Annotated in this window: 17 protein-coding genes and 1 pseudogene; 8 read left to right on the plus strand and 10 right to left on the minus strand. The window is 71.4% G+C overall.

Annotated features, from left to right (window positions below):
* Positions 1-66: 66 nt before the first annotated feature.
* Complete coding sequence (locus QF037_RS42385; protein ID WP_307034725.1) at positions 67-1,293, minus strand: serine hydrolase domain-containing protein; 1,227 nt, start codon at positions 1,291-1,293, stop codon at positions 67-69.
* 302 nt (positions 1,294-1,595) lie between these two features.
* Here QF037_RS42385 and QF037_RS42390 point away from each other — a divergent pair, with 302 nt between their 5' ends.
* Positions 1,596-3,353 carry a M4 family metallopeptidase gene (locus tag QF037_RS42390; protein WP_307034727.1) on the plus strand — a complete coding sequence of 586 codons (1,758 nt, stop codon included), beginning with the start codon at positions 1,596-1,598 and terminating at the stop codon, positions 3,351-3,353.
* Between the two features lie 15 nt (positions 3,354-3,368).
* On the opposite strand, the gene QF037_RS42395 is transcribed toward QF037_RS42390, so the two are convergent.
* Complete coding sequence (locus tag QF037_RS42395; protein WP_307034728.1) at positions 3,369-4,109, minus strand: hypothetical protein; 741 nt, start codon at positions 4,107-4,109, stop codon at positions 3,369-3,371.
* A gap of 95 nt (positions 4,110-4,204) precedes the next feature.
* Between QF037_RS42395 and QF037_RS42400 the strand changes: the two genes are divergently transcribed.
* The 4 genes from QF037_RS42400 to QF037_RS42415 are packed head-to-tail and all read left to right on the plus strand — an operon-like array spanning position 4,205 to position 10,756.
* Positions 4,205-5,371 carry an ROK family transcriptional regulator gene (locus QF037_RS42400; protein WP_307034730.1) on the plus strand — a complete coding sequence of 389 codons (1,167 nt, stop codon included), beginning with the start codon at positions 4,205-4,207 and terminating at the stop codon, positions 5,369-5,371.
* A 26-nt stretch (positions 5,372-5,397) separates the two neighbouring features.
* The gene (locus QF037_RS42405; RefSeq protein WP_307034731.1) at positions 5,398-7,194 is read left to right on the plus strand and encodes an alpha-galactosidase D; all 1,797 of its coding nucleotides are present in this window, start codon (positions 5,398-5,400) and stop codon (positions 7,192-7,194) included.
* A 20-nt stretch (positions 7,195-7,214) separates the two neighbouring features.
* Entirely contained in the window at positions 7,215-9,560 is a 2,346-nt protein-coding gene (locus QF037_RS42410) for a glycosyl hydrolase family 95 catalytic domain-containing protein (RefSeq protein WP_307034732.1), read from the plus strand.
* Positions 9,557-10,756 (plus strand): SGNH/GDSL hydrolase family protein, encoded by a 1,200-nt coding sequence (locus QF037_RS42415; RefSeq protein WP_307034734.1) that lies wholly within the window; start codon positions 9,557-9,559, stop codon positions 10,754-10,756. The genes QF037_RS42410 and QF037_RS42415 overlap by 4 nt, the downstream gene beginning before the upstream one ends.
* On the opposite strand, the gene QF037_RS42420 is transcribed toward QF037_RS42415, so the two are convergent.
* The 5 genes and pseudogenes from QF037_RS42420 to QF037_RS42440 all read right to left on the minus strand — a co-directional run bounded on the left by QF037_RS42420 (position 10,757) and on the right by QF037_RS42440 (position 17,624).
* Positions 10,757-13,675, minus strand: a complete 2,919-nt coding sequence (locus QF037_RS42420) for a helix-turn-helix transcriptional regulator (protein WP_307034736.1) — start codon at positions 13,673-13,675, stop codon at positions 10,757-10,759.
* Positions 13,676-13,716: 41 nt separating this feature from the next.
* A complete protein-coding gene (locus QF037_RS42425) occupies positions 13,717-14,070 on the minus strand; it encodes a UBP-type zinc finger domain-containing protein (RefSeq protein ID WP_307034738.1) in 354 nt (117 codons plus the stop codon).
* A pseudogene (locus QF037_RS42430) lies at positions 14,067-15,525 on the minus strand (ATP-binding protein). The gene QF037_RS42425 and the pseudogene QF037_RS42430 overlap by 4 nt, the downstream one beginning before the upstream one ends.
* A complete protein-coding gene (locus tag QF037_RS42435) occupies positions 15,522-17,198 on the minus strand; it encodes an FAD-dependent oxidoreductase (RefSeq protein ID WP_307034740.1) in 1,677 nt (558 codons plus the stop codon). Before QF037_RS42435 ends, QF037_RS42430 begins: the two are co-directional and overlap by 4 nt.
* 66 nt (positions 17,199-17,264) lie before the next feature.
* The gene (locus QF037_RS42440; RefSeq protein ID WP_307034742.1) at positions 17,265-17,624 is read right to left on the minus strand and encodes a VOC family protein; all 360 of its coding nucleotides are present in this window, start codon (positions 17,622-17,624) and stop codon (positions 17,265-17,267) included.
* A 61-nt stretch (positions 17,625-17,685) separates the two neighbouring features.
* On the opposite strand from QF037_RS42440, the gene QF037_RS42445 reads away from it, so the two are divergent.
* Positions 17,686-18,558: a universal stress protein gene (locus tag QF037_RS42445; RefSeq protein ID WP_307034744.1), complete on the plus strand. Its 873-nt coding sequence runs from the start codon at positions 17,686-17,688 to the stop codon at positions 18,556-18,558.
* A 1-nt stretch (position 18,559) separates the two neighbouring features.
* Here QF037_RS42445 and QF037_RS42450 read toward each other — a convergent pair whose 3' ends face one another.
* From QF037_RS42450 to QF037_RS42460, 3 genes are all read right to left on the minus strand, one after another.
* On the minus strand, positions 18,560-19,795 hold the full coding sequence (locus QF037_RS42450) for a DUF4032 domain-containing protein (protein WP_307034746.1): 1,236 nt from the start codon (positions 19,793-19,795) through the stop codon (positions 18,560-18,562).
* Positions 19,796-19,836: 41 nt separating this feature from the next.
* Positions 19,837-20,583, minus strand: coding sequence for an MBL fold metallo-hydrolase (locus tag QF037_RS42455; protein WP_307034749.1), 747 nt, complete (start codon positions 20,581-20,583; stop codon positions 19,837-19,839).
* A 174-nt stretch (positions 20,584-20,757) separates the two neighbouring features.
* Positions 20,758-21,384 carry an alpha-ketoglutarate-dependent dioxygenase AlkB gene (locus tag QF037_RS42460; RefSeq protein ID WP_307034751.1) on the minus strand — a complete coding sequence of 209 codons (627 nt, stop codon included), beginning with the start codon at positions 21,382-21,384 and terminating at the stop codon, positions 20,758-20,760.
* A gap of 119 nt (positions 21,385-21,503) precedes the next feature.
* On the opposite strand from QF037_RS42460, the gene QF037_RS42465 reads away from it, so the two are divergent.
* Together QF037_RS42465 and QF037_RS42470 are read left to right on the plus strand one after the other, a co-directional pair.
* Complete coding sequence (locus QF037_RS42465) at positions 21,504-22,130, plus strand: TetR/AcrR family transcriptional regulator (protein ID WP_307034753.1); 627 nt, start codon at positions 21,504-21,506, stop codon at positions 22,128-22,130.
* Between the two features lie 16 nt (positions 22,131-22,146).
* Positions 22,147-23,820, plus strand: coding sequence for an FAD-binding dehydrogenase (locus QF037_RS42470; protein ID WP_307034755.1), 1,674 nt, complete (start codon positions 22,147-22,149; stop codon positions 23,818-23,820).
* Positions 23,821-23,837 lie beyond the last annotated feature (17 nt).

Here is a 23,837-nt window from a genome sequence, read left to right on the forward strand (position 1 = left end):
TCGTCGTACGGAACCCGGTGGGGGTGTCCGAAGAACGTGCGCCCGGTCACCGGGGTTCCCGCCCGGTCAGTCCAGCGCGACACCCGGGGCGACGTCCTCGTGTCGCTCGACGTGCGCCGATCCTCGGACCGTCGCCGCCCGCTTGCCGCAGAAGGCCGACTCCAGGGTGCCCATCATCGTGTTGAGCACGGCCCCGTTGTTGGAGGTGTTGGCGAGTGCGCTGAGGCTCCGCCTGCCGTCCTTCGACGTGAACGCGTACGTGTAGTAGCCCTGGACGGCGCCCGTGTGGCCGTACACCGACGTCCCGCACGACAGGGTGCGGCGGCGCAGACCCAGGCCGTACGCCGTGGTGCTGTTGACCTTCCACCACCGCTGCATCTGCTCCAGGCTCCCGGCGGAGGTCAGCTTTCCGCCGAGCAGCGCCGACAGGAAGGTGTTGAGGTCCCCGGCGGTGGAGATGAGCGCGCCCGCGCTCTGTGCCCAGGACGTCGTCTGCCGCGTCGCGTCGATCGGCGCCGCACCGGCCGTGTCCGACGTCATGTAGCCGCGGGTGTGGCGGCCGGGGATCGTCGTGGCGGGGTGCACGTACAGCGTGTCGCGCAGGTGGAGCGGTTCGATGATGCGGCTCTGGTAGGCGGTCCCCACGGAGTGGCCGGTCAGCTTCTCGATGAGCATGCCGGCGACCACGAAGTTGGTGTTGGAGTACGCGTAGGCGGCGCCGGGGCTGTTGGTGCGGGCGTGCCGCAGCGAGCGGTCCACCAGCTGGCGGTAGGTGAAGACCTTGGTGCGGACGGCCTCGAAGCCCGGGACCGCCCTCGCGAACATGTCGTTGGTGTAGTCGTACAGACCGCTGCGATGGCTCAGGATGTGCCGCACGGTGATGCGGTCGTCGGGCAGCAGGCCCGGCAGATAGCGGTTGACCGAGGCGTTGAGCTTGAGCTTCTTCTCGTCGCGCAGTTGCAGCAGCACCACGGCGGAGAAGGTCTTGGTGACGCTGCCGATGCGGAACCGGTCGCGGGTGCTGATGGTCCGTCGGGTCTTGCGGTCGGCGAGGCCGGTGACCATCCGGTGGACAGTGGTGCCGTCGTCGATCCGTGCCATCGCGCCGGGCGCGCCCTGCCGCAGGGCGGTGCGCAGCACGCCGCGCAGCCCTGTGATGTCGGGCTGGGGCAGGGCCGCGGCGCTCGTCGGGGCCGTGCCGCTCTCGTCGGCCGTGGCGTGGGCCGGGACCGCGAGCAGGGACAGCAGGACCGCGCCCGAGACCGTAGCCCTGCGCAGCGTTGCTGATGTCATCCGAGTGTTCTCCCGTTTCTCCTCGATGCGAGATCGATCACACATACGCCGGGCAACCTCCTCGCACCCCGTCACATCTCCACAGTCGACGCACAGTTGGTCACTCGTTGCTCACTGAGCGCTGCGGATTCGCAAAGTATTGCCATGAACTGTTGGAAAAGCGACTATTCAGGCTTTACATGGACATGACTCATCCGTAAGGGTTTCGTCCGGGGGCCCGACCAGCCCCCATGGCGCGCAACCGCGCCATGACCCAGGGCGGTTGGTGATCCCGGCCGCCTTCGCTCGAAGGAACCCTCATAGTGCGTAGACCCCATATACGCAGCCTGGCCGTCGCCGTCGCGGTGACGACGGCCACCACGGGGCTCGCGGGCACGGCCTTCGCCGACCCGTCCACGGGGCAGCCGGGGAAGTCCCCGGCCGTCACGGCCACGTCCGTCGTCGACGCGGCCCGCGCCGCCGCGTTCGCCCACACCTCGGCCACCGGTGTCGCCCCGGGCGACGAACTCCGGGCCCAGGATGTGCTGATCGACCCGGAGGGCGCCCGGCACGTCCGGTTCGTCCGGGCCCATCGCGGCATGCCGGTCCTCGGCGGCGACCTCGTCGTCCACCTCACCGAGCAGCTGGGCTACGCGGGCGTCACCCGCGCGGCCGACCACGCCGTCCAGCCCGAGGCCGCCCGCGCCCGGCTGACGGCCCGGCAGGCCCAGGAGCGTGCCGCCGCGGTCGCCAAGGGCGACGCCGGACCGGCGGAACTCGTCGTCGACGCCCGTGACGGCGCCTCGGCCCTCGCCTACCAGGTGCGGGTCACCGGCAGTGCCACCGCAGAGGCGGGCGGCTCCCGCACCGTCGTCGTCGACGCCGTCACCGGCAAGGTGCGCAGCAACACGCCGGACAGCGACGAGTTCCTCTCGCCCCAGCTCATCGACACCCTGCGCGAGCGCGGCGAGAAGCTGGACCCGGCCACCGGCACCGCCCCGCAGGCCGACGCCCTCGCGGCGACCGCCTCGGGCACCGGCAACTCCCTCTTCGCCGGCAAGGTCACGCTGACCACCACGAAGACGGCCAGCCGCAGCTACGTCCTCAAGGACCCCAACCGCTGGGGCACCGAGACCAGGGACGCGCAGGGCCGGGAACTGGAGAACTTCGCCCGCGGCAAGAAGTTCACCAGCACCACCAACAAGTGGGGCAACGGCACCGTCTCCAACCGTGCCAGCGCCGCCGTCGACGCCCAGTACGGCATCACCAAGACCCTGGACTTCTACAAGAAGACCTTCGGCCGCAAGGGCATCGCCAACAACTCCAAGGGCGCCAAGGCGATGGTCCACTTCGGCAACAAGGTGGCCAACGCGTTCTGGGACCCGGCGTGCGGCTGCATGCTGTACGGCGACGGTGACGGCGACATGTTCAAGAAGCCGCTCGTCGTCCTCGACGTCACCGGCCACGAACTCACCCACGGTGTCGTGGACGCCACCGCCCGCCTGGAGCCCACCCGCGTGGACGCGGACGGCAACCAGTACGGCGAGGCCGGCTCCCTCAACGAGTCGCTGGCCGACATCTTCGGCTCGAACGTCGAGTTCAGCGCCAACAACCCGAAGAACCCGCCGAACTACCTGCTCGGCGAGAAGCTCGGCCTGGACCAGAAGTTCCTGCGCCGCCTCGACAAGCCCTCCCTGGACGTGCTCGAAGGCGCCATCGACTACTGGTCGCCGGCCGTCTACGACGCCGAGGTCCACGCCGGCTCCGGCGTCTCCTCGCACGCGTACTACCTGCTCGCCGAGGGCAGTGGCCGCAAGAAGATCGGCAGCGTCACCTACGACTCGCCGACCGTCGACGGCCTGCCCGCGAAGGGCATCGGACGCGCCAAGGCCACGGCGGTCTACTACCGCGCCCTGACCCGCTACATGGTCTCCACCACCGACTTCCACGACGCCCGCACGGCGACCCTGAAAGCGGCGAAGGACCTCTACGGGGCGGGCAGCGCCGAGTACAAGGCGGTGAACCGGTCCTGGGCCGCCGTCAACGTGACCGCGGCCAACACCCCGGCCGCCCGGCACTGACGGCACACCGCACGGTCAGGCCCACTGTCTCTCCACCTCGTCGGACACACCGAACCCGGCGTCGCAGGAGGGGCAGTGGGCCCTGCCGAAGACATACGTCAGGGCGAGCGCGACCTCGTCCCGGCCCGCCTCCACGGCCTCCCGGTGCAGCCGGGCGCCGATCCCCTCGAGCCGTTCCGGAGCCGTGGGCAGGAGCCGCGCCCGGCCCTCCTCGCCCTCGGCTCCCGGGCCGGTGACATAGTCGCCCGCCACGGAGAAGTGGCCGTACGAACCGAAGGCGACGAAGAGGCCGTCCTCGCACGCGGGGCATTCCAGCTCGTACTCCTCGTTGAGCAGTCCCTCCAGCGCCGAGGCCCACACGCCGGCGTCCTCGAAGGCCAGGACGGCCATCTGGAGGTAGACGAAGTCGCCCATCTCGAGATCCCTCGCGGCGAACAGCCCGCGTGCGACGCCGAGCAGTTCCTCGATCTCGTGGGCGCAGCGCTCGCGGCGGGCCGGGTCCGGGTCCGTCGTGATCAGCCCGGCCATCAGCACCGCCTGGAGCGGCTCGCCGGGCGCCCGGCCCCGCGCGATGTCCGCGAGGACCGGCATCGCCGCCCAGCTCGCCTCGTACACCGAGCCCTGATGGCACAGCGCGGACCACAGGTCGTTCCACACCTTGTCGTCGTCAGGGCCGCCGAGCTGCGCGAAGAGCCCCGGGATGTCCTCCGCGCTGCCGTAGGCGTGGGTCAGCCCGGCCCAATTGATCGTCGTCATGGGGCGATTGTGCCGCCCGGCACTGACAGCCCGGTCACCGACGAATCCTGCTTCTTTTATTGACGACGGAAAAGAACCCCTCTAAGTTCCCGGCCATGCGCCCGATCCCCCGCGCCGAGACGTTCCCCGTGAACACCCCCGCCGCCTCACAGGTGTTCACCACCGTCCTGTCCCAAGGCCCGCTCGCCCGACTGGAGGTGGCCCGCAGGGTGGGCCTGTCCGCGGCCGCCGTCACCAAGGCGGTCCGGCCCCTCATCGAGGCCGGCTACCTGGTGGAGGGCGCGGACGACGAGGCCCGCCCCGCACTCGGGCGGCCCGCGAACCTGGTGCGGGTCGACGGCGGACGTGCCCTGTTCATCGGCGTCAAGGTGACCGGCGACGAGATCATCGGCGTCCTCACCGACCTGTGCTGCCGCATCCGCGTCGCCCGCCATGTGCCGCTGCCCGACCGTGCGGCCAAGGCGGTGCTGGCGTCCGTCGCGGACCTGGTCCAGGACCTGCTGACCGAGGCGGACGGCGTCCCGGTACCGGGCCTCGGCGTCGCCGTCTCCGGAGACGTGGACCGGGCCGAAGGCGCCGTCCGCTACTCGCCGTTCCTCGACTGGCGCGACGTACCCCTCGCCGAACTCATCGCTCTGACCACCGGGTTGCCGGTCACCGTCGACAACGACGTGCGCGCCCTGACCGTCGCCGAGCAGTGGTTCGGCGCCGGCGCGGGCCTGTCCGACTTCGCCGTGGTGACCGTCGGCGCGGGCATCGGCTGCGGCCTCGTGGTGCACGGCCGCGTGGTCTCCGGAGCCCACGGCGTGGCCGGCGAGATCGGCCATGTGGCCGTCGACCCGAACGGCCCCCTGTGCCACTGCGGCAACCGCGGCTGCGTGGAGGCGATCGCGGGAGAGGCGGCGATCGTCCGCCGGATCCGGGAGATCACCGGAGCCGAACTCGCCGACGCGGCCGAGGCGTTGGCCCTGGCCCGCCGAGGCGTCGCCGGAGCCCGCGAGGTGTACGCACGGGCCGGGGAGGCGATCGGCCGCGGCATCGCCACCGTCGCCAACCTCCTCGGTCCCGAACGCGTGATCATCTCCGGGGAGGGGCTCGCCGCCTACGACCTGTTCGCCGAACAGATCCGCGACGCGTTCGTCGCGGCCGCCTTCGGATCCGCCGCCCAGTGCGATGTCCTCACCCGCCCGCTGCCCTTCGAGGAGTGGGCCCGCGGGGCCGCGGCCACCGCGATCCAGTCCTTCGTCCGAGCCGACGTATAACTCCCACGACCCAGGAGGTACGACCCATGCGGTCATCCTCGTACTCCGTCATGCCCGCACGCACCCTCAGAGCCCTCGTGGTCCTGGCCCTCGCCGCCGGTGCCGTCACCGTCGCACCGACGGCCGGCGCCGAGACCGCCGCTCCCGCCCTCGCCGCCAAGCCCTACATGGGCTGGACCAGTTGGAGCATGCAGTCGTCCAAGTACCCCGGCCTCAACCCGGACGGCGACTACAGCTACCTCACCGAGGCCAACGTCCTCGAGCAGAGCGACGCGATGGCCGCCAAGCTCAAGAAGTTCGGCTACGAGTACGTCAACATCGACGCCGGCTGGTGGATGGACAAGACCTGGAAGTCAGGGTTCGACCGGTACGGCCGCCAGAAGGCCGACCCGGTCCGCTTCCCCAGCGGCATGAAGGCCGTCGCCGACCGCATCCACGCCAAAGGCCTCAAGGCCGGCATCTACCTGCCGGCCGGCCTGGAGAAGGGGGCCTACGGCGAGGGCAGGACGCCGATCTGGAACGCCGACGGCTGCACCACCGCCGACATCGTCTACGGCGACCTGCGCACCACCAACGGCTGGGACAGCTCCTACAAACTCGACTTCTCCCGCCCCTGCACCGCGAAGTACATCGACTCCCAGGCCCAGTTGATCGCCGACTGGGGCTACGACTTCCTCAAACTCGATGGCGTGGGCCCCGGCTCAGGCAAGAGCGGCGACCAGTACGACAACGTTGCCGACGTGGCCGCGTGGCACAAGGCGATCGCCGCCACCGGCCGCCCGATCCACCTCGAACTCTCCTGGTCCCTCGACATCGGCCACGCCGCGGACTGGAAGAAGTACTCCCAGGGCTGGCGCGTCGACACCGACGTCGAGTGCTACTGCAACACCCTCGTCAGCTGGGAGAACTCCGTCGACGACCGCTGGGACGACACCCCCGCCTGGACCCGGCACGCCGGCCCGGGAGGCTGGAACGACCTCGACTCCCTCGACGTCGGCAACGGCGAGATGGACGGCCTCACCAGGGCGGAACGGCAGAGCTACGCCACCCTGTGGGCCATCGCCAAGTCACCCCTCTACACCGGCGACGACCTCACCCGCCTCGACTCCTACGGCTTGTCCCTGCTGACCAACCGCGAGGTCATCGCCCTCAACCAGGGCGCCGCACCGCCCGCGCACCCGGTCACTCCGTCCGACCCCCAGCAGGTGTGGGCCGCGAAGAACCCCGACGGCACCTACACCGTCGCCCTGTTCAACCTCGCCGACGCCCCCGCCGCCGTGACCGCCGACTGGACGACCCTCGGCTTCACCGGGAAGGCGACGGTCCGTGACCTCTGGAACCACGAGAACCTCGGCACGTACAAGAACAGGATCACCCAGGCCCTGCCCGCCCACGGCTCACGCCTGTTCACGGTCACCCCGCGCGGAGACCGGCTCACCTGGACGGGCATCGAGGCCGAGTCCGCCACGAACACCCTCGCCGGCAACGCCTCCGTCGCCGACTGCTCCGCCTGCTCCGACGGAAAGAAGGTCGGCAACGTGTACCTCGGCTCCAAGCTGACCTTCAACGACGTCGTCGTCGCCCGGGCCGACACCTACCAGATCAAGGTCTCGTACATCAGCGGCGACGCCCGCTCGGTGGACGTCTCGGCGAACGGTGGCGGCGCCACCCGCCACAAGCTCCCCGCCACCGGCGACTGGGGGACCGTGTCCAGCGTGTACGTGCCCGTGACGCTCAAGGCCGGCTCCAACACGATCACCTTCGACAGCGGCACCGGCTACGCACCGGACATCGACCGGATCGACATACCGACGTCGTCCTGAACGACCCTCCAGGAGCCGCCATGACCCCCGAACCGTCCAGACGCAACCTCCTCGCCCTCGCCACCGCGACCGGAGCCCTCGCCACGCTCCCCGCCTTCACCGCCTCGGCCGCACCTCAGCGGCCCGACGCCTCGTACGACACCACCGCACACGACGAGCTCTGGTGGCAGGCCCCCGCCGACGAGCACTCGATGATCGAACAGGGCCTGCCCCTCGGTAACGGCCGTCTCGGCGCCCTCGCGAGCAACGACCCCGGCCGCGAACTCCTTCTCGTCACCGACGCCACGATGTGGACCGGCGGCCTCAACGACACGCTCGACGCGGACGGCCAATTCCCGTACGGCCGAGAGGACTTCGGCTCCTTCACGCTGCTCGCCCGGCTCGCCGTCGACATCCCCGACCATGACCTGTCCGCCGTCTCCGGCTACCGCCGCACCCTGGACCTCGACCGAGGCGTGATCACCACGTCGTACGTCCGCTCCGGAGTGACGTACCGGCGGCAGATCTTCGCCAGCCGGCCCGACGACGTGATCGTCCTGCACTTCTCCCAGAGCGGAGGCGGCCGGTACTCCGGCACGGTGACGCTGGAGGGGACGCACGGCGAGGGGAGCGCGGTGTCGTTCGGGGCGGCCTTCGCCAACGGGCTGCGCTACGGGGCCGCCGTGACGGCGTACGGCACCGGTGGCACGGTCACCGCCGGCGGCTCGGGCATCTCCTTCACCCGCTGCAAGGACCTCACCGTGGTACTCAGCGGCGGCACCAACTACGCGCCCGACGCCGCCACCCACTACCGGGACCCCTCCCTCCACCCCGAGCAGCTGGCCCGCACCAAGGTCCGGGCCGCCGCCCGCCACACGGCGCAGACCCTGCTGCGCACCCATGTCGCCGACCACCGTGCACTGTTCGGGCAGTTCGACCTCTCCCTCGGCGCATCGTCCGAGGAGCAGCGCTCCCTCGACACCTGGGAGCGGATCCGGGCGCGCGCCCGGGACGGCGTGCCCGATCCCGAACTGGAGGCCCAGTACCTGCAGTTCGGCCGGTACCTGATGATCGCGGGCTCACGCGGCAGCCTCCCCCTCAACCTCCAGGGGCTGTGGCTCGACGGCAACGCCCCGGACTGGATGGGCGACTACCACACCGACATCAACCTCCAGATGAACTACTGGATGGGCGACCGGGCCGGACTGTCCCAGTGCTTCGACGCGTTCACCGACTACTGCGTCGACCAACTCCCCTCCTGGACCGAACTGACCCGGACTCACTTCAACGACGCGCGCAACCGCTACCGCAACTCCACCGGAAAGGTGGCCGGCTGGACCGTCGCCGTCTCGACCAACATCCACGGCGGGATGGGCTGGTGGTGGCATCCGGCGGGCAACGCCTGGCTGTGCAACTCCCTCTGGGAGCACTACGAGTTCACCGGGCGCCGCTCCCATCTGGAGAAGATCTACCCGCTGCTCAAGGGCGCCTGCGAGTTCTGGGAGGCCCGGCTGCTCACCCTCACCCTCCCGGGCACCTCCGAGGAAGTGCTTGTCGCGGACAGCGACTGGTCGCCCGAGCACGGGCCGCTCGACGCCAAGGGCATCACCTACGCCCAGGAACTCGTCCGGTCGCTCTTCGGCAACTACTGCGCCGCGGCGGCGGAGTTGAAGAAGGACACCGGCCTCGCCGGCAGGATCGCGGGCCTGCGCAAACGGTTGTATCTGCCGCGGGTCAGCCCCACCACGGGCTGGCTGGAGGAGTGGATGTCGCCCGACAACCTCGGCGAGACCACCCACCGGCACCTCTCCCCGCTCGTCGGCCTCTTCCCCGGCGACCGCATCCGGCCCGACGGCTCCACCCCCGCCGCCCTCGTGGAGGGCGCCACCGCCCTGCTCACCGCGCGCGGCATGGAGAGCTTCGGCTGGGCGAACGCCTGGCGGAGCCTGTGCTGGGCCCGGCTCAAGAACGCGGACAACGCCTACCAGCTCGTCGTCAACAACCTCCGCCCCTCGACCGACGGCAGCAACGGCACCGCCTTCAACCTCTTCGACATCTACGAGGTGGAACAGGGCCGGGGCATCTTCCAGATCGACGGCAACTTCGGCACCCCGGCCGCGATGATCGAGATGCTGCTGTACTCGCGCCCGGGCCACCTCGAACTCCTCCCCGCCCTCCCGGACGCGTGGGCCGAGTCCGGCTCCCTCACCGGGGCCGGTGCGCGCGGCGGTTTCGTCGTCGATCTACGGTGGAGGGATGGGAAACCGACCGAGGCACGCATCCGCAGCATCGGCGGCCGCACCACGACGGTCGCGTACGCCGGGACCTCCCGGACCGTGGCACTGGAGCCCGGTGCGTCCGTGACGCTCAAGGACCTCGACCGATGACGGGCCGCCCCGCCCGGGCCGGCCGCCTGCTGGTCGTCACACTCATGGCCGCCGTCCTCCAGGCCGCACCGGCGCGAGCCGCCGTCCAGAGCCCGCCCGACGGGGTCGTCATATGGGGCGCGAGCGCCGACCGCATCGGTGAGGCGGTCGCCGACCGCGGCTACCGCATGGTCGTGCACACCAGCGTCGCCGGTCGTGACCCGCGCATCCGCCTCTCCAACGCCTTCGGTGACCGACCGGTGACCTTCGACAGCGTCTACGCGGGCATCCAGAAGGAGGGCCCCGAACTCGTCCGCCGCACCAACCGCCGGCTCAGCTTCGACGGCTCGACGTCCGTCACCGTCCCGCCCGGCGCCACGGCGTACAGCGACCCGCTGCCGGGCAGACTCCCCGCCGGGACCGACCTGGTGGTCAGCGTCCACACGCCGGACGCGGCGGGCCCGCTCACCGGCCACTGGATGGCCATGCAGACGTCGTACGCCACCCAGGGCGACCACACCGCCGAGGAGGGCGGCGCGCACTGGACCGAGGCCGTCGGATCCTGGTTCTACCTGGACGCGGTGTCGGTGCGCGCCGACGCCGGTGCCGTGGTCGCTCTCGGTGACTCCATCACCGACGGCTGGCAGTCCACCACCGACGTCAACCGCCGCTGGCCCGACTACCTGGCCCGTCGGCTCCAGAAGTCGCAGAACGTGGTCAAGGGCGTGGCCAACGAGGGGATCTCCGGCAACAAGGTACTGGCGGACGGCGCCGGGCAGAGCGCCCTGAACCGGCTGGACCGGGACGTGCTCTCCCAGCCCGGTGTGCGGACCGTGTTCCTCTTCGAGGGCGTCAACGACATCAAGGCCCGCACCGGCGTCACCGCCCAGGACCTGATCGACGGCTACCGGGAGATCCTCGACCGGGCGCACGCGGCCGGCACCTGCGTGGTCGGCGCCACGGTCGCGCCCTTCAAGGGCTGGTCGGAGTGGGACCCGGCCGCCGAGGCCGTACGTCAGGAGGTCAACGCGTTCATCAGGAACAGCGGCGAGTTCGACGCGGTCACCGACTTCGACCGGATCCTGCGCAGCCCCTACGACCAGGAGCGGATGCTCCCCGCCCTGGACGGCGGGGACCACATCCACCCCAACGACAAGGGAATGCAGGCCATGGCGGACGCCGTCGACCTGCGGAGCCTCGACTGCCCGGACCGTTGATCACTCCGGGGCGATCAGGCCTTCCCGATAGGCGACGGCCACCGCCTCGGTACGGCTCGCGGCGCCCAGCTTGGCCAGGATGTTGGAGACGTGCACGCTCGCCGTCTTGCCGCTGATGAACAACTCCTCGCCGATCTGCCGGTTGCTGCGGCCCAGAGCCAGGAGGCGCAGCACGTCCTGCTCGCGGGCGGTCAGGGGCGAGGGGCCGCCCGCGTTCTTCGGTGCCGCCGACAGCCGGCCCCGGCGTATCAGCGTGTCCGCCTCCTCCAGCAGGAGGGTGGCCCCGAGCCGTACGGCCGTCTCCCGTGCCGCACCGGCCTCGACGGCCGCCTCCTCGCGGCGCTCGGCCACCAACAGGGCCTCGGCGTACCCGAGTCGGCAGCGCGCGTGCTCGTAGGTGTCACCGAAGTCGAACGCGGCGACCGTCTTCTCCCAGGCCGCCACGTCCGGCCCGGTCACCGCCCGGAGCCATTCCGCCTCGGCGCGCGCCAGCCACGCCTGTCCCTCCGGCCCCTGCGGAGTGCCGTCCTCCCCGCGCGCGGCCGTGTGCCGGGCCAGTTCCACCAGTTCGTCCGCCGTGGCCTTCCACCGTCCCGCGCCCGCCTCGTCGCCGGTGAGGCGCAGCCCGGCAGCCGTGTCGGCAACCGCGGACAGCGCGCGGGCGGCGAGCCGGACCGTGACGTCGGGACGCGTTCCCGCGTCGTCGGTGAGGGCCTTGACCGTCGACCACAGCTGCTCCACCGCGGCCTCGGCGTCACCGCGCAGTGCCGCCGCCTCGGTCAGCGCGATGCCCGCGACGAGCGTGGCCATCCAGTCGAAGGGCCCCTGGAGGAGGGCACGGACCCGGTCGGCGGCCGTGAAGTCACCGCGCGCGAGGGCGACATAGAGCGCGGGCCCGGCCGCGTACCCACTGAGCACGGGCAGCTCTGCCCTGCCGGACACCGCGCGCAGGCACTCGTCCCAGCGGCCCAGCGTGTAGAGCACCACGAGCTGGAGATGGCGCATCGCCCGGGGGTAGGCCGAGGACAGCAGCCCGGCCCGGCGGGCCCGGTCGAGGCCCTCGGCCAACAGGGGCAGCGACTCCTCGAGGTCTCCGGTCTCGTAGGAGCCGATGGCGAGATTGAACAGCGCGCGCATCTCCACGGGCGCGTTGCCCGCGGCGTGGGCCAACTCCCTGGCCTCGCTGATGAGTCCGCGGCCCTCCGGGGTGCCGCGGCCGCCGCTTTCGAGGGCGGCGAGCGAAATGATCAGATCCGCCCGGGCGTCCTTCGCATCCAGGTGCTCGGCCACGCGCAGGGCCTCACGGGCGACCCGGAGCGCGGTCTCGTTCTCGCCGACATGGCGGGCCGCCATGACATGGGTGGCGGCCGCCCACACCCAGGTCCGCGACGGCGGATCGGCCGGGATGAGGGCGAGCGCCTCGCTGCTGTACCGGAACGCCGCGGTGAGGTTGTCGACGTCGATCAGGTTCCCGGCGAGCGTGTAGCGGACGCGGGCGGCGAGTTCGGAGTCGGCGTCCTGGTCGGTCCCGGCCAGCGCGGCCCGGGTGAGGGAGACCGCGCGGTGCAGCTCACCTGCGTGCGCGGCCGCCGCGGAGGCACGCAGGGTGAGCGTGACCCGCTCGTCCGAGGGGCGTGCGGCCGGTTCCACCGCCGACCACAGGTCCAGGGCCGTCTCGAGGTGCCGCAGCTCCTCGGCGGGTGCGCCGACCCGCTGGGCGTGGTCGGCTGCCTCCAGCGAGGCGGCCAGCGCCTCGGCCAGGTCATGGCTCTCGCGGTAGTGGTGGGCACGCTCGGCGGCGGACTCGGCCCGGTGCCCATGGCCGGCCAGCAGGCGGGCGAACGCGCCGTGCAGCCGGGCCCGTTCACCCGGGAGCAGATCGGCGTAGACGGCCTCCCGGGCCAGTGCGTGCCGGAAGGAGTACGTGTCCCCGTCCCCGGGCACCAGGAGCTGCCGCCCGACGGCCTCCCGCAGCGCCGACTCCAGCTCGTCCTCGGGAAGCCGGACCGCGTCCCGCAGCAGTGCGTGCTCGACACGGCGCCCGGCGACGGCGGCGGTACGCAGCACCTGCTGGGCGGTCTCCGAGAGCTGCTCGAACCGGATGAGCAGCACGTCGGCCAGCCCGCTGGGCACCCCGCCCGCCTCGGTGTCCGTGGCCGCGACCAGTTCCTCCGCGTAGAAGGCGTTGCCCTCGGCCCGCGCCACGATGCCCCGGACCGTGGCGTCCGGCAGCGGCCGGTCCTGCAGCGCCTGGACGAGCCGTGTCACCTCGGCATCACCCAGCGGCCGCAGTTCCAGCCGCTCCACAGCGGGCAGCCGTACGAGCTCGGCGAGCAGCGGCCGCAGCGGATGACGCCGATGCAGATCGTCCGCCCGGTAGGAGGCGAGGACCGCCAGCCGATGGGTGGGCGCCCCGCCCGCCGACCGCTGCAGGATGCCCCGGCTGAGCAGGAACCTCAGCAGGTCCCGTGAGGACTGGTCGGCCCAGTGCAGATCCTCCAGCACGAGCAACAGCGGTGCGACATCGGCTAGATCGGCCAGCAGCCCCGCCATGCCCTCGAACAGCTGCAACCGTCCGCCGTCGCCCTCGCCCCCCAGCAGCCGCCCGGCCACCGGATGCCCCGACAGCACGGGAGCGAACCGCTCGTCGGAGGCGAGGATCCCCAGGATCTCGGTGAACGGCAGATAGGGCAGCCCGACGTCACCGAGGTCCACACAGTGCCCGGTGAGCACGGTCATCCCGGCACGGGCGGCCCGCTCGGCGGCTTCGCCCAGGAGCCGCGTCTTGCCGACTCCGGCGTCCCCGGCGATCAGAACCGCACGTGCTTCACCACCGCGGGCACGCGCGAGCACACCGTCGAGCCGGGCGAGTTCGTCGGCACGGCCGATGAGCGGAGAAGAAAAGGAGGTCGGAGGCACAAGGACATCCTGTCACCAAAGCACAGACGCCCCCGAGCCGATCAGCCCCGCAACGTCTTCGCCCAGTCCGCCGGAACCCGTCCCTCGGGGCCGGGCGCCGGCTGATCCACCGGATGACTGTCCGGTGCCGCGAGCGAGGGCCCGGACTCGAACATCTCCTTGGTCGCGAAGTTCCAGTACCACTGCTCACCCGGCTCGAAGCTCTGCACCAACGGATGCCCGGTCTCCTGGAAATGTGCCGTGGCGTGCTTCGCGGGCGAGGAGTCGCAGCACCCCACATGCCCGCACTGCGCGCACCGACGCAGATGGAACCACCACCCACCCGCGGCATCGCACTCGACGCACCCGTTCCCGCTCGGCGGCACGTCGGCGTCGAGTCCCTGGATCTCGGTCATTCCAACTCCTCGCTCGTCTCACTCTCCGCGGCGGTGAGCGGAAGCAGCACCTGGAACCGCGTGTCCCCGGGCCGGGACTCCACCTGAAGCGTCCCGTGATGCTTGTTCACCACGATCCGCCACGAGATGTCGAGGCCGAGTCCCGTCCCCTCGCCCACCGGCTTCGTGGTGAAGAACGGATCGAAGATCCGGCTGCGGATCTCCTTCGGCACCCCCGGCCCGGTGTCCCGGAACTCCACCAGCAGCCGCTCGTGATCGAGCGCCGTCCGCACCGTCAAGGTGCCTTCCCCGCCCGCACTGTTCATCGCGGCGACCGCGTTGTCGATCAGGTTGGTCCACACCTGGTTGAGTTCCGCGGGGTACGCCGGGATCTTCGGGAGCGTCCGGTCGTACTCCTTGACGATCTTGATCCGCTGTCCGATCTTGCCGGACAGCATCAGCAGGGTGCTGTCCAGGAGTTCGTGCACATCGGCGTTCTGGAAGGGCGCCCGGTCGAGCTGCGAGTACTGCTTGGCGGCGTCGACGAGGTGGGAGATGCGGTTGGTGGAGTCGTTGATCTCGTCCATCAACAGCTCGGTCTCGACGGTGTAGTTGAGCCAGCCGATCGCGTTGGGCAGGAGTTCCTCGTCCACGGCCGCGGCGACCTGGTCCAGGCCAGTCCACGTCGAGACCGGCCTGGACGAAGGTGGGGGCGAGCCGCCAGCCGTTCTGGATGTCGTGGTCGTCCAGCCAGTCGGTGACCGCGTCCTCGCGGTCCGAGGCCTCCAGCGGGCTCAACGTCGGTGCCTTGGCGACGCGTTCGGCCGTGCGGTCCTGGATGTCGATGAGGTTCGCCATGACCTCGGGGGCGTAGTTCCCCTGGGCGATGACGGCGAGCTTGTGCCGCATCTTGCCCACGCGCTCCCGCAGGGTCGCGGTGGCCCGTACGGCGGCGGCCGCCGGGTTGTTGAGCTCGTGGGTGAGACCGGCGGACAACGAGCCGAGTGCCAGCAGCCGTTCACGCTGGCCGATGGCCCGCTGGGTGCTCTGCGAGCCGAAGAACAGCCCCTCCAGCAGGTGGACCGCCATCGGGAACCACTCCTGCATGAAGTCCGAGAACTTCTCACTGGGCAGCACGAAGAACCGGGTCGGCTCCGTGACCCGCATGGAGTTCTTGTAGACCTGCTGCACCCGGTCCCCGAGGTAGGCCTGCATGGACCCCGCGTACACCCCGCGCTGTGAGGTCCGCGTGACCTCCACGTCGTCGCCGCCGACCCGGCGGGAGAGCACGACGGTGCCCTCGATCATCACGTAGAAGCAGGTGGCGGGCTCGCCCTCGGTGTAGACGGGCCCGGGTTCGAACTTCTCCACCCGTCCGGAACTGCACAACTGCCCCAGTTGTTCGGGGGACAGCTTCTCGAACAGGAACAGCGCCCCGATCTCCGCGGGGCTGCACGGCACGAGCTGCCCGCTCATGACTGCTCCAGATAGCGGTGGACGAGCATCACGGCCATGGCTCCCTCTCCGACGGCGGACGCGACCCGCTTGGCGGACTCGGCGCGGGCGTCGCCCGCCACGAACACGCCGGGGACGTTGGTCTCCAGGTGGTACGGCGGCCGGTCCAGCTCCCAGCCCGCCGGGGGCCGTCCGTCGGCGGTCAGGTCGGGGCCGGACAGGATGAAGCCGTGGTCGTCGCGGAGCACCGTGCCGTCCAGCCAGCCGGTCAGCGGGGCCGCGCCGATGAACACGAACATCCACTGCGCGTCGACGAGTTCGGTCTCCCCGGTGTCCACATCGCGCAGGGTGAGCTGCTCCAGATGGCCGGAGCCGTGGGCGGACTCGACGACGGTACGCGCGCGTACCGAGATGTTGGGGGCCTCGCTGATCTGCTGGATCAGGTAGTGCGACATCGACGCCGACAGGTCGGGGCCGCGCACCAGCAGGGTCACCGACTTGGCGCCCCGGGACAGGTACATCGCCGCCTGTCCCGCGGAGTTGGCGCCGCCGACGATGTAGATGTCCTGTCCCTGGCAGGAGGACGCCTCGGTCAGCGCCGAGCCGTAGTACACCCCGCACCCGGTCAGGTCGGTGCAGCCCGGGGCCTCCAGCTGCCGGTACGACACACCGGTCGCCAGGATCACGCTGTGCGCGGCTACCGCGGAGCCGTCCGAGAACCGCACGGTACGGGCCGCCCCGTTCACCTCCAGCCCGGCCACTTCACGGGCGGTGAGGATCTCGGCGCCGAACTTGGCCGCCTGCCGCCGGGCCCGGTCGGTGAGCTGGGCGCCCGACACACCGTCGGGGAAGCCCAGGTAGTTCTCGATGCGTGAGCTCTGCCCCGCCTGCCCGCCGGTCGCGGACCGCTCCACGAGGACGGTCCGCAGCCCCTCCGAGGCGCCGTACACCGCGGCCCCGAGCCCGGCCGGGCCGCCGCCGATGACGACGAGGTCGTAGAAGTCCGCGGTGGGTGTTGTGGCCAGGCCCACGTGCGCGGCCAGATCGGGTGCCTCGGGCTCGACCAGGGGAGTGCCGTCCGGGGTGATGACCACCGGCAGCCGCTGTCCGTCCTGGCCCGCGGCGGCCAGCAGCCGCTGGCCCTCGGGCTCCTCGGTCGAGTACCAGCGGTACGGCACCTGGTTGCGGGCCAGGAACTCCCGCACGTCCGAGGAGCGCGCCGACCAGCGGTGCCCGACGACCTTGGTGGCGGGCACCGGACGGTACTCGCTGCTGCGCCAGGCCTCCAGGAGGTCGTCCAGGACCGGGTAGAGCTTCTCCTCCGGCGGGTCCCACGGTTTGAGCAGATAGTGGTCCAGATCCACGACATTGATCGCGTCGATCGCCGCGTTGGTGTCCGCGTACGCCGTCAGCAGCACGCGGCGCGCGCCCGGATACACGTCGAGGGCCTGCTCCAGGAACTCGATGCCGTTCATCTGCGGCATCCGGTAGTCGGCCAGGATCACCGCCACCAGGTCCCCGCGCAGCTTCAGCTCGCGCAGCGCCTCCAGCGCGGACTCACCGGACTCCGCGCGCACGATCCGGTACGACTCGCCGTAGCGCCGCCGCAGGTCCCGGGCGACGGCACGGGAGACCCCCGGGTCGTCGTCCACGGTCAGGATGACGGTCCGCGCTGATTCGGCGGCCTGTGCCATACGTCTCCCACCCCGAAGGTTCGGCTGCGACTGCGGCCCATCGTATGTTCGAAAGTCCCGCTCCGCTCAGGTTCGCGGTCGGTGATCGCCGAGTACGCAGAACTCGTTCCCCTCGGGGTCCTCGAGCACCACCCAGGACTGCTCGCCCTGCCCGACGTCCGCGTGCCGGGCGCCGAGCGCCAGGAGGCGGGCGACCTCGGCGGCCTGGTCGTCGGGGCGGAAGTCGAGGTGAAGGCGGTTCTTGACGGTCTTGCCCTCCGGGACCGGGCTGAAGAGCAGGCCGGGCAGGCGGTCCTTCTCCGGGCGGATCTCGTACTCGTCAGGGGCGTCGTTCACGACCACCCAGCCGAGCGCCTCGGCCCACCAGCGGCCCAGGGCCTCCGCGTCGTGGGCATCCACGTTCACTTGCTCCCACACCAGGCTCATACAGTCAGCGTAGTGAAGACCCGGCCCGACGGACGTGGCCACGACACAGGGAGACAGCCGTATGACGCGCCCGATCACCGCAGGAGTGGACGGATCCGAGGAGAGCCTCGCCGCGCTGGACTGGGCGGCCCGGGAGGCGGTCCGCCGCGACCTGGCGTTGCGGGTGGTGCAGGCCTGGCGGTTCGAGGCGTACGACGCCGTCGAGGTGGCCACCCCGGACACCCAGGCCGGGTGGGTGCGGGAGACGGTGTCCGAGGCGGCCCGGGCCGTCACCGGGCGCTACCCGGGACTCACCGTGACCACCGACGTCCTGGAGGGCGCCGCCGTCGAGACGCTGGTCGACGCGGCGGCGGACGCCGAGATGCTGGTGCTCGGCTCGCGCGGCCACGGGCCGGTCGTGGGGTTCCTGCTCGGCTCCGTCGGACAGCAGGTGATCGCCGAGACCACGCGGCCCGTCGTCCTCGTACGCGCCGGGGACCGGCCCGCCGCCGAGGCCGCGGGTCGCGAGGTCGTCGTGGGCCAGCAGGGCGAGCCGGAGGACAGCGCCGCCGCCCTGCGGTTCGCGTTCGAGACCGCCGCGTCGCGCGGGGCGACCGTGCGTGCCGTACGGGCCTGGACCCTGCCGCCGGTGTTCGCCTACAGCCCCGGCTCGCTGAAGCTGCTCGACGAGGCCGGGGGTCTGGAGCCGCGTGAGCAGCAGGCGCTGGGCGCGGCCCTGGAGCCGTTGCGGGAACAGTTCCCCGACGTCCCGGTGGTGGAGCACGTCGAGATGGGCAGTGCGGGACAGGTGCTGCTGTCGGTGACGGGGCGGGCCCAGCTGATGGTCGTCGGCCGGCGCGCCCACCGCACCGCCGTGGGCGCCCGGATCGGCTCGGTCGCGTATGGCGTCCTGCACCACGCGGAGTGCCCGGTGGCGGTCGTCCCGCCCGTCTGAGTCAGGCCTCGACGGTGGGCTGGAGCGTCTCCCGCGCCGTGGGCAGGACGTTCTTGATGTAGTCCTCGACCGCCGTGTCCAGGCCGATGTCGTGCTGCGCCCGCTCCGACAGGTACCAGCGGTGTTCGAGCAGCTCGTGGTAGATCTCGGCCGGGTCCATCGACCCGCGCTGTTCGAGTGGCACCGCGCGCACGGTCGGGCGGAAGACGTCCCGCACCCAGCGGTGGGCGAGGACCTCGGGGCGGGCGCCGAGGGGGTCGCCCGGGGCGTAGTCGTCCTGGGTGGCCATCCAGCTCTCCAGGTCGTTCAGCAGCCGACGGGCCTGGTTCTCCTCGGTGTCCAGGCCCGTCAGCCGCAGCAGCTGGCGCTGGTGGTGGCCGGCGTCCACGACCTTGGGCACGAAGGTGACCGTGTCACCGTTGGCCGCGTGCTCGATCTGCATCTCGGCCACGTCGAAACCGAGCTCGTTGAGACGGCGGATCCGGCGCTCGATGTAGTGGTACTTGCCCGCCGGGTAGACGGACGTGCGGGTCAGCTCCTCCCACAGGCCGCGGTAGCGCGCGCAGATCTCCATGCCGAACTCGATCGGGTCGACGGAGGGGTGCAGCGCTCCGGAGGCCTCCAGGTCGAGGAGCTCGCCGCTGATGTTCACGCGGGCGAGGTCGAGGTCGTACTCGCGCTGGCCGTTGCTGAGCTGGGGGTGCAGTTCGCCGGTCTCGGCGTCGACGAGATAGGCGGCGTAGGCGCCCGCGTCCCGGCGGAAGAGGGTGTTGGACAGCGAGCAGTCGCCCCACGCGAACCCGGCCAGGTGCAGTCGCACGAGCAGGACGGCCAGGGCGTCCATGAGGCGGTGCATGGTCGCCGGCCGCATCGTCGTCTCGAACATCGACCGGTACGGCATCGAGCCGCCCAGGTGGCGGGTGACCAGGACGGACTCCAGCGGGTTGCCGTCCTGGTCGGTGCGGCCGGTGACCACGGCCAGCGGATCCACGGAGGGGATGGCGAGCCGGTCGAGGTCGCGGAGCATGTCGTACTCGTTGAGGGCGGGTCGCGCGGCGAGCTCCTTGACGGCGATGACCTCGTCGCCGGCGCGGGCGTAGCGCACGATGTGCCGGGATATGCCGCGCGGCAGCGGGACCAGGACCTCTTCCGGCCACTGCTCCAGGGGCACGTCCCACGGCAGCTCCAGCAGGAGCGCGGGGTGCTCCGGGTTCGTCGCGCTGATCTGCAGTGCCATGGGCCGTTCGTCCTCGCCTCGCGGGTGATCGTCACCTCACCTTAGAGGGCGCGCTCCCTGGCCTGAAGTGCCGCTTCACGGACCGGACCGCGGTACGCCGGACCGTGGCCCGGGAGCAGGAGGTCGCCCTCCAGGGCGGCGAGGACGTCCAGCGAGGCCACGGCACGGGCGCGCTCGTGGTGGAACATGTCCGGCAGCAGCTGAGGGCCCTTGACGCGCGAGGTCGGGTGGCCGCTCACCAGGGCGTCGCCGGAGATCAGTACGCCGGTGTCCGGGAGGTGGAAGGCGGCGTGGCCGTCGGTGTGGCCCGGCGTGTGCACGGGGACCGGTCGGCCCGGCAGGTCGAGGGCGCCCTCGGAGGGGAACGCCTCGGGACCGGTGACCGGGACGTGTGCCTTGCCTCCGGAGCGGATGGCGTGCAGTGCCCAGGGCAGGACACCCGGCCGCCAGCCGTTCCTCACCACGTCAGCGACGGTCACCTGGTGCAGGAACTCCCGGCGGGCATGCGGCACTTCGGCGTCATACAGGTACACGGGCGTGCCGTACGCGGCGCGCAGGTACTCGGCCGAACCCAGGTGGTCGTTGTGGGCGTGCGTGATCAGCACCGCCGTGACCGCCTCCGGTGAACTGCCCACCTGCGCAAGGGAGGCGAGCACCTGCTCGCGGTCCCCGGGGTAGCCGGTGTCGACCAGGGTGACGGCGTCCCCGTCGGTGAGGATCACCCAGTTGGTGTTGCTCCCGTGCACCAGGTAGGTGCCGTCGGCGACTTGCTGCACGTCCGTCTGCATGATCGTCCCGAAGGGTGAGGTGCCTGCTCGACAGGCACAGCAAAGCAGGCCGGGCAGGGGCCGCGGTGGGCGGGTGCGGGCCGCCGGAGGAGAAGGGGAAGAGGGAAGGCTGCCTCCGGCGCCGTCCGCCGGAGGCAGCCCCCTGCGTGCTTCCGAAGCAGCCGCCTCTCTGCCTCAGTGCACGCCGTGCGGGCGGAACTGGACACTGATGCGCGGTCCCGCGGCGCGTGTGGTCTTCGGTACGGAGTGCTCCCAGGTCCGCTGGCAGGAGCCGCCCATCACGATCAGGTCGCCGTGGCCCAGCGGGCGGCGCACGGCGCTGCCGCCGCGCATCGGACGCAGCAGCAGATCGCGGGGCGCGCCGACGGAGAGGATGGCGACCATGGTGTCCTCACGGGCGCCCCGGCCGATCCGGTCGCCGTGCCAGGCGACGCTGTCCCGGCCGTCGCGGTAGAAGCAGAGCCCTGCCGTGGTGAACGGCTCGCCCAGCTCCTCGGCATAGTGCGCGGTGAGTGCCTCGCGGGCCTGGGCCAGCACCGGGTGCGGCAGTACGTCGTCCACGCCGTAGAACGCGAGCAGCCGCGGTACGTCGACGACGTGGTCGTACATCGTCCGGCGCTCGGCGCGCCACGGAACCTCGGCGGCGAGCTGTTCGAACAGTGCGTCGGAGCCGCCGAGCCAGCCGGGGAGGACGTCGATCCAGGCACCGTGTCCGAGGGCGGTCCGCCGGATCCCGTCGAGGCGGCCGAGGCGGATCTCGTCCGTCTGGTCGAAGAGCGAGGCCTGGAGGTGCGTGGTCATGGATCCAGCGTACTCCTGATTCGAAAATGTGTTCCCATCGCGTGGCAGAGTCCGGGAGCCCGACTCTTTCGATACATCGTTGTATCGGATACATTCCCGTATCGAACGGAGGGCCGGACATGGCACTGGAGGGCACGACCAAGCGCGTCACCAAGCGCCGGGTCCGCACCCGCGCCAACCTCCTGGACGCCGCGTTCGCGGTCTTCGCCGCCAAGGGCTTCGGGCGGGTCTCCATCGAGGAGGTCTGCGAGGCCGCCGGCTACAGCCGCGGCGCCTTCTACTCCAACTTCGACAGCCTGGACGAGCTGTTCTTCGCCCTCTACCAGCAGCGGGCCGACCTGATCGCCGACCAGGTCTCCGGCGCGCTGGCCCTGGACGGACCCGACCTCGACGTGCCCGCCGCCGTCGACCGTGTCACCGAGGTGCTGCTCCTGGACCGGGACTGGCTCCTGGTGAAGACGGACTTCCTGGTGTACGCCGCCCGGGAACCGGCCGTCGCGCAGACCCTGCTGGAGCACCGGGAGCGGCTGCGCCGGGCGATCTCCGAACGGCTGGCCCGGGCGCAGGGCCACACCGCGCTGCCCGCCGTCCTCGGCGACCTCGACGGGGCCGCCCACGCCGTCGTCGCCGCGTACGACGGGGTCACCACCCAACTGCTGCTGGACCGGGACCTCGAACGGGCCCGGACCTGGCTGGGGCAACTGCTCACCGCGCTGCTGACCGACGGCAGCGACACCACCGCATAAGGAAGGGATGGTCGCCATGGATGCCGACGTCATCGTCGTCGGAGCGGGGCTCGCGGGCCTGGTCGCGGCGCATGAACTGACCAGCCGGGGCCGCAGGGTCGCGCTGGTCGACCAGGAGAACGCCGCCAACCTCGGCGGCCAGGCCTTCTGGTCCTTCGGCGGGCTCTTCCTCGTCGACTCCCCGGAGCAGCGGCGCCTCGGCATCAAGGACTCCTTCGACCTGGCCTGGAACGACTGGCAGGGCAGCGCCCAGTTCGACCGCGAGGACGACGAGGACTCCTGGGCGGTGCGCTGGGCGCGCGCCTACGTCGAGTTCGCGGCCGGGGAGAAGCGGTCCTGGCTGGAGGGGCACGGCATCAAGTTCCTGCCGACCGTCGGCTGGGCCGAACGCGGTGACCTGCGCGCACACGGCCACGGCAACTCCGTGCCGCGCTTCCACGTCTCGTGGGGCACCGGCACGGGCGTCGTGGAGCCGTTCGTCGACTACGCCAAGCAGGCCGCCCGCGACGGGCTGCTCACCTTCTACCACCGCCACCAGGTCGACGCACTCGTCATCGAGGACGGGCAGGCGCGCGGGGTGCGCGGCACCGTCCTCGCCGAGGACAACTCGGCGCGGGGCGTGAAGTCCAGCCGCGACCGCGTCGGCGACTTCGAACTCACCGCCCAGGCCGTCGTCGTCACCACCGGCGGCATCGGCGCCGACCACGACATCGTCCGCCGCTACTGGCCCGAGCGCCTCGGCACCCCGCCCACCGAGATGGTCACCGGCGTCCCCGCCTATGTCGATGGGCGCATGCTCGACATCAGCGCCGAGGCGGGCGTACGCCTGGTCAACCGCGACCGCATGTGGCACTACACCGAGGGCGTGCAGAACTGGGACCCGATCTGGCCCGGTCACGGCATCCGCATCCTGCCCGGACCGTCCTCCCTGTGGTTCGACGCCCTGGGCCGCCGGCTGCCCGACCCGTGCCTGCCCGGTTACGACACCCTCGGCACCCTCAAGTACCTGCGCACCACCGAGGACATCGCCGGCTACGACCACTCGTGGTTCATCCTCACCCAGAAGATCATCGAGAAGGAGTTCGCGCTGTCGGGCTCCGAGCAGAACCCCGACATCACCGCCAAGGACCGGATCGGGTTCCTCAAGGAGCGGGTGCTGGGCAAGGGCGCCCCGGGGCCGGTCGACGCGTTCCTGCGCAACGGGGCGGACTTCGTGACCGCGCCGGACCTGGAGCAGCTCGTCGAGAAGATGAACGCCCTGACGGACAAGCCGCTCCTGGACGCGGCCACGGTGCGCCGCCAGATCGAGGCCCGCGACCTCCAGATCGCCAACCCGTACAGCAAGGACGCCCAGGTCCAGGGCATCCGCAACGCCCGCCGCTACATCGGCGACAAGCTCGGCCGGGTCGCCACCCCGCACCGCATTCTCGACGCGGACGCCGGCCCGCTGATCGGCGTCAAGCTGCACGTCCTGACCCGCAAGACCCTCGGCGGCATCCAGACCGACCTGGACTCCCGCGCCCTGGGCACCGACGGCGACCCGATCGGCGGACTGTACGCGGCGGGTGAGGTGGCCGGCTTCGGCGGCGGCGGAGTGCACGGCTACAACGCGCTGGAGGGCACCTTCCTCGGCGGCTGTCTGTTCTCCGGGCGGGCGGCGGGACGGGCGGCGGCGCGGCAGACCGCGTGAGGCGCACCGGCTGAGAG

This window comes from Streptomyces canus, assembly GCF_030815415.1.
GTDB lineage: Bacteria > Actinomycetota > Actinomycetes > Streptomycetales > Streptomycetaceae > Streptomyces > Streptomyces canus_F.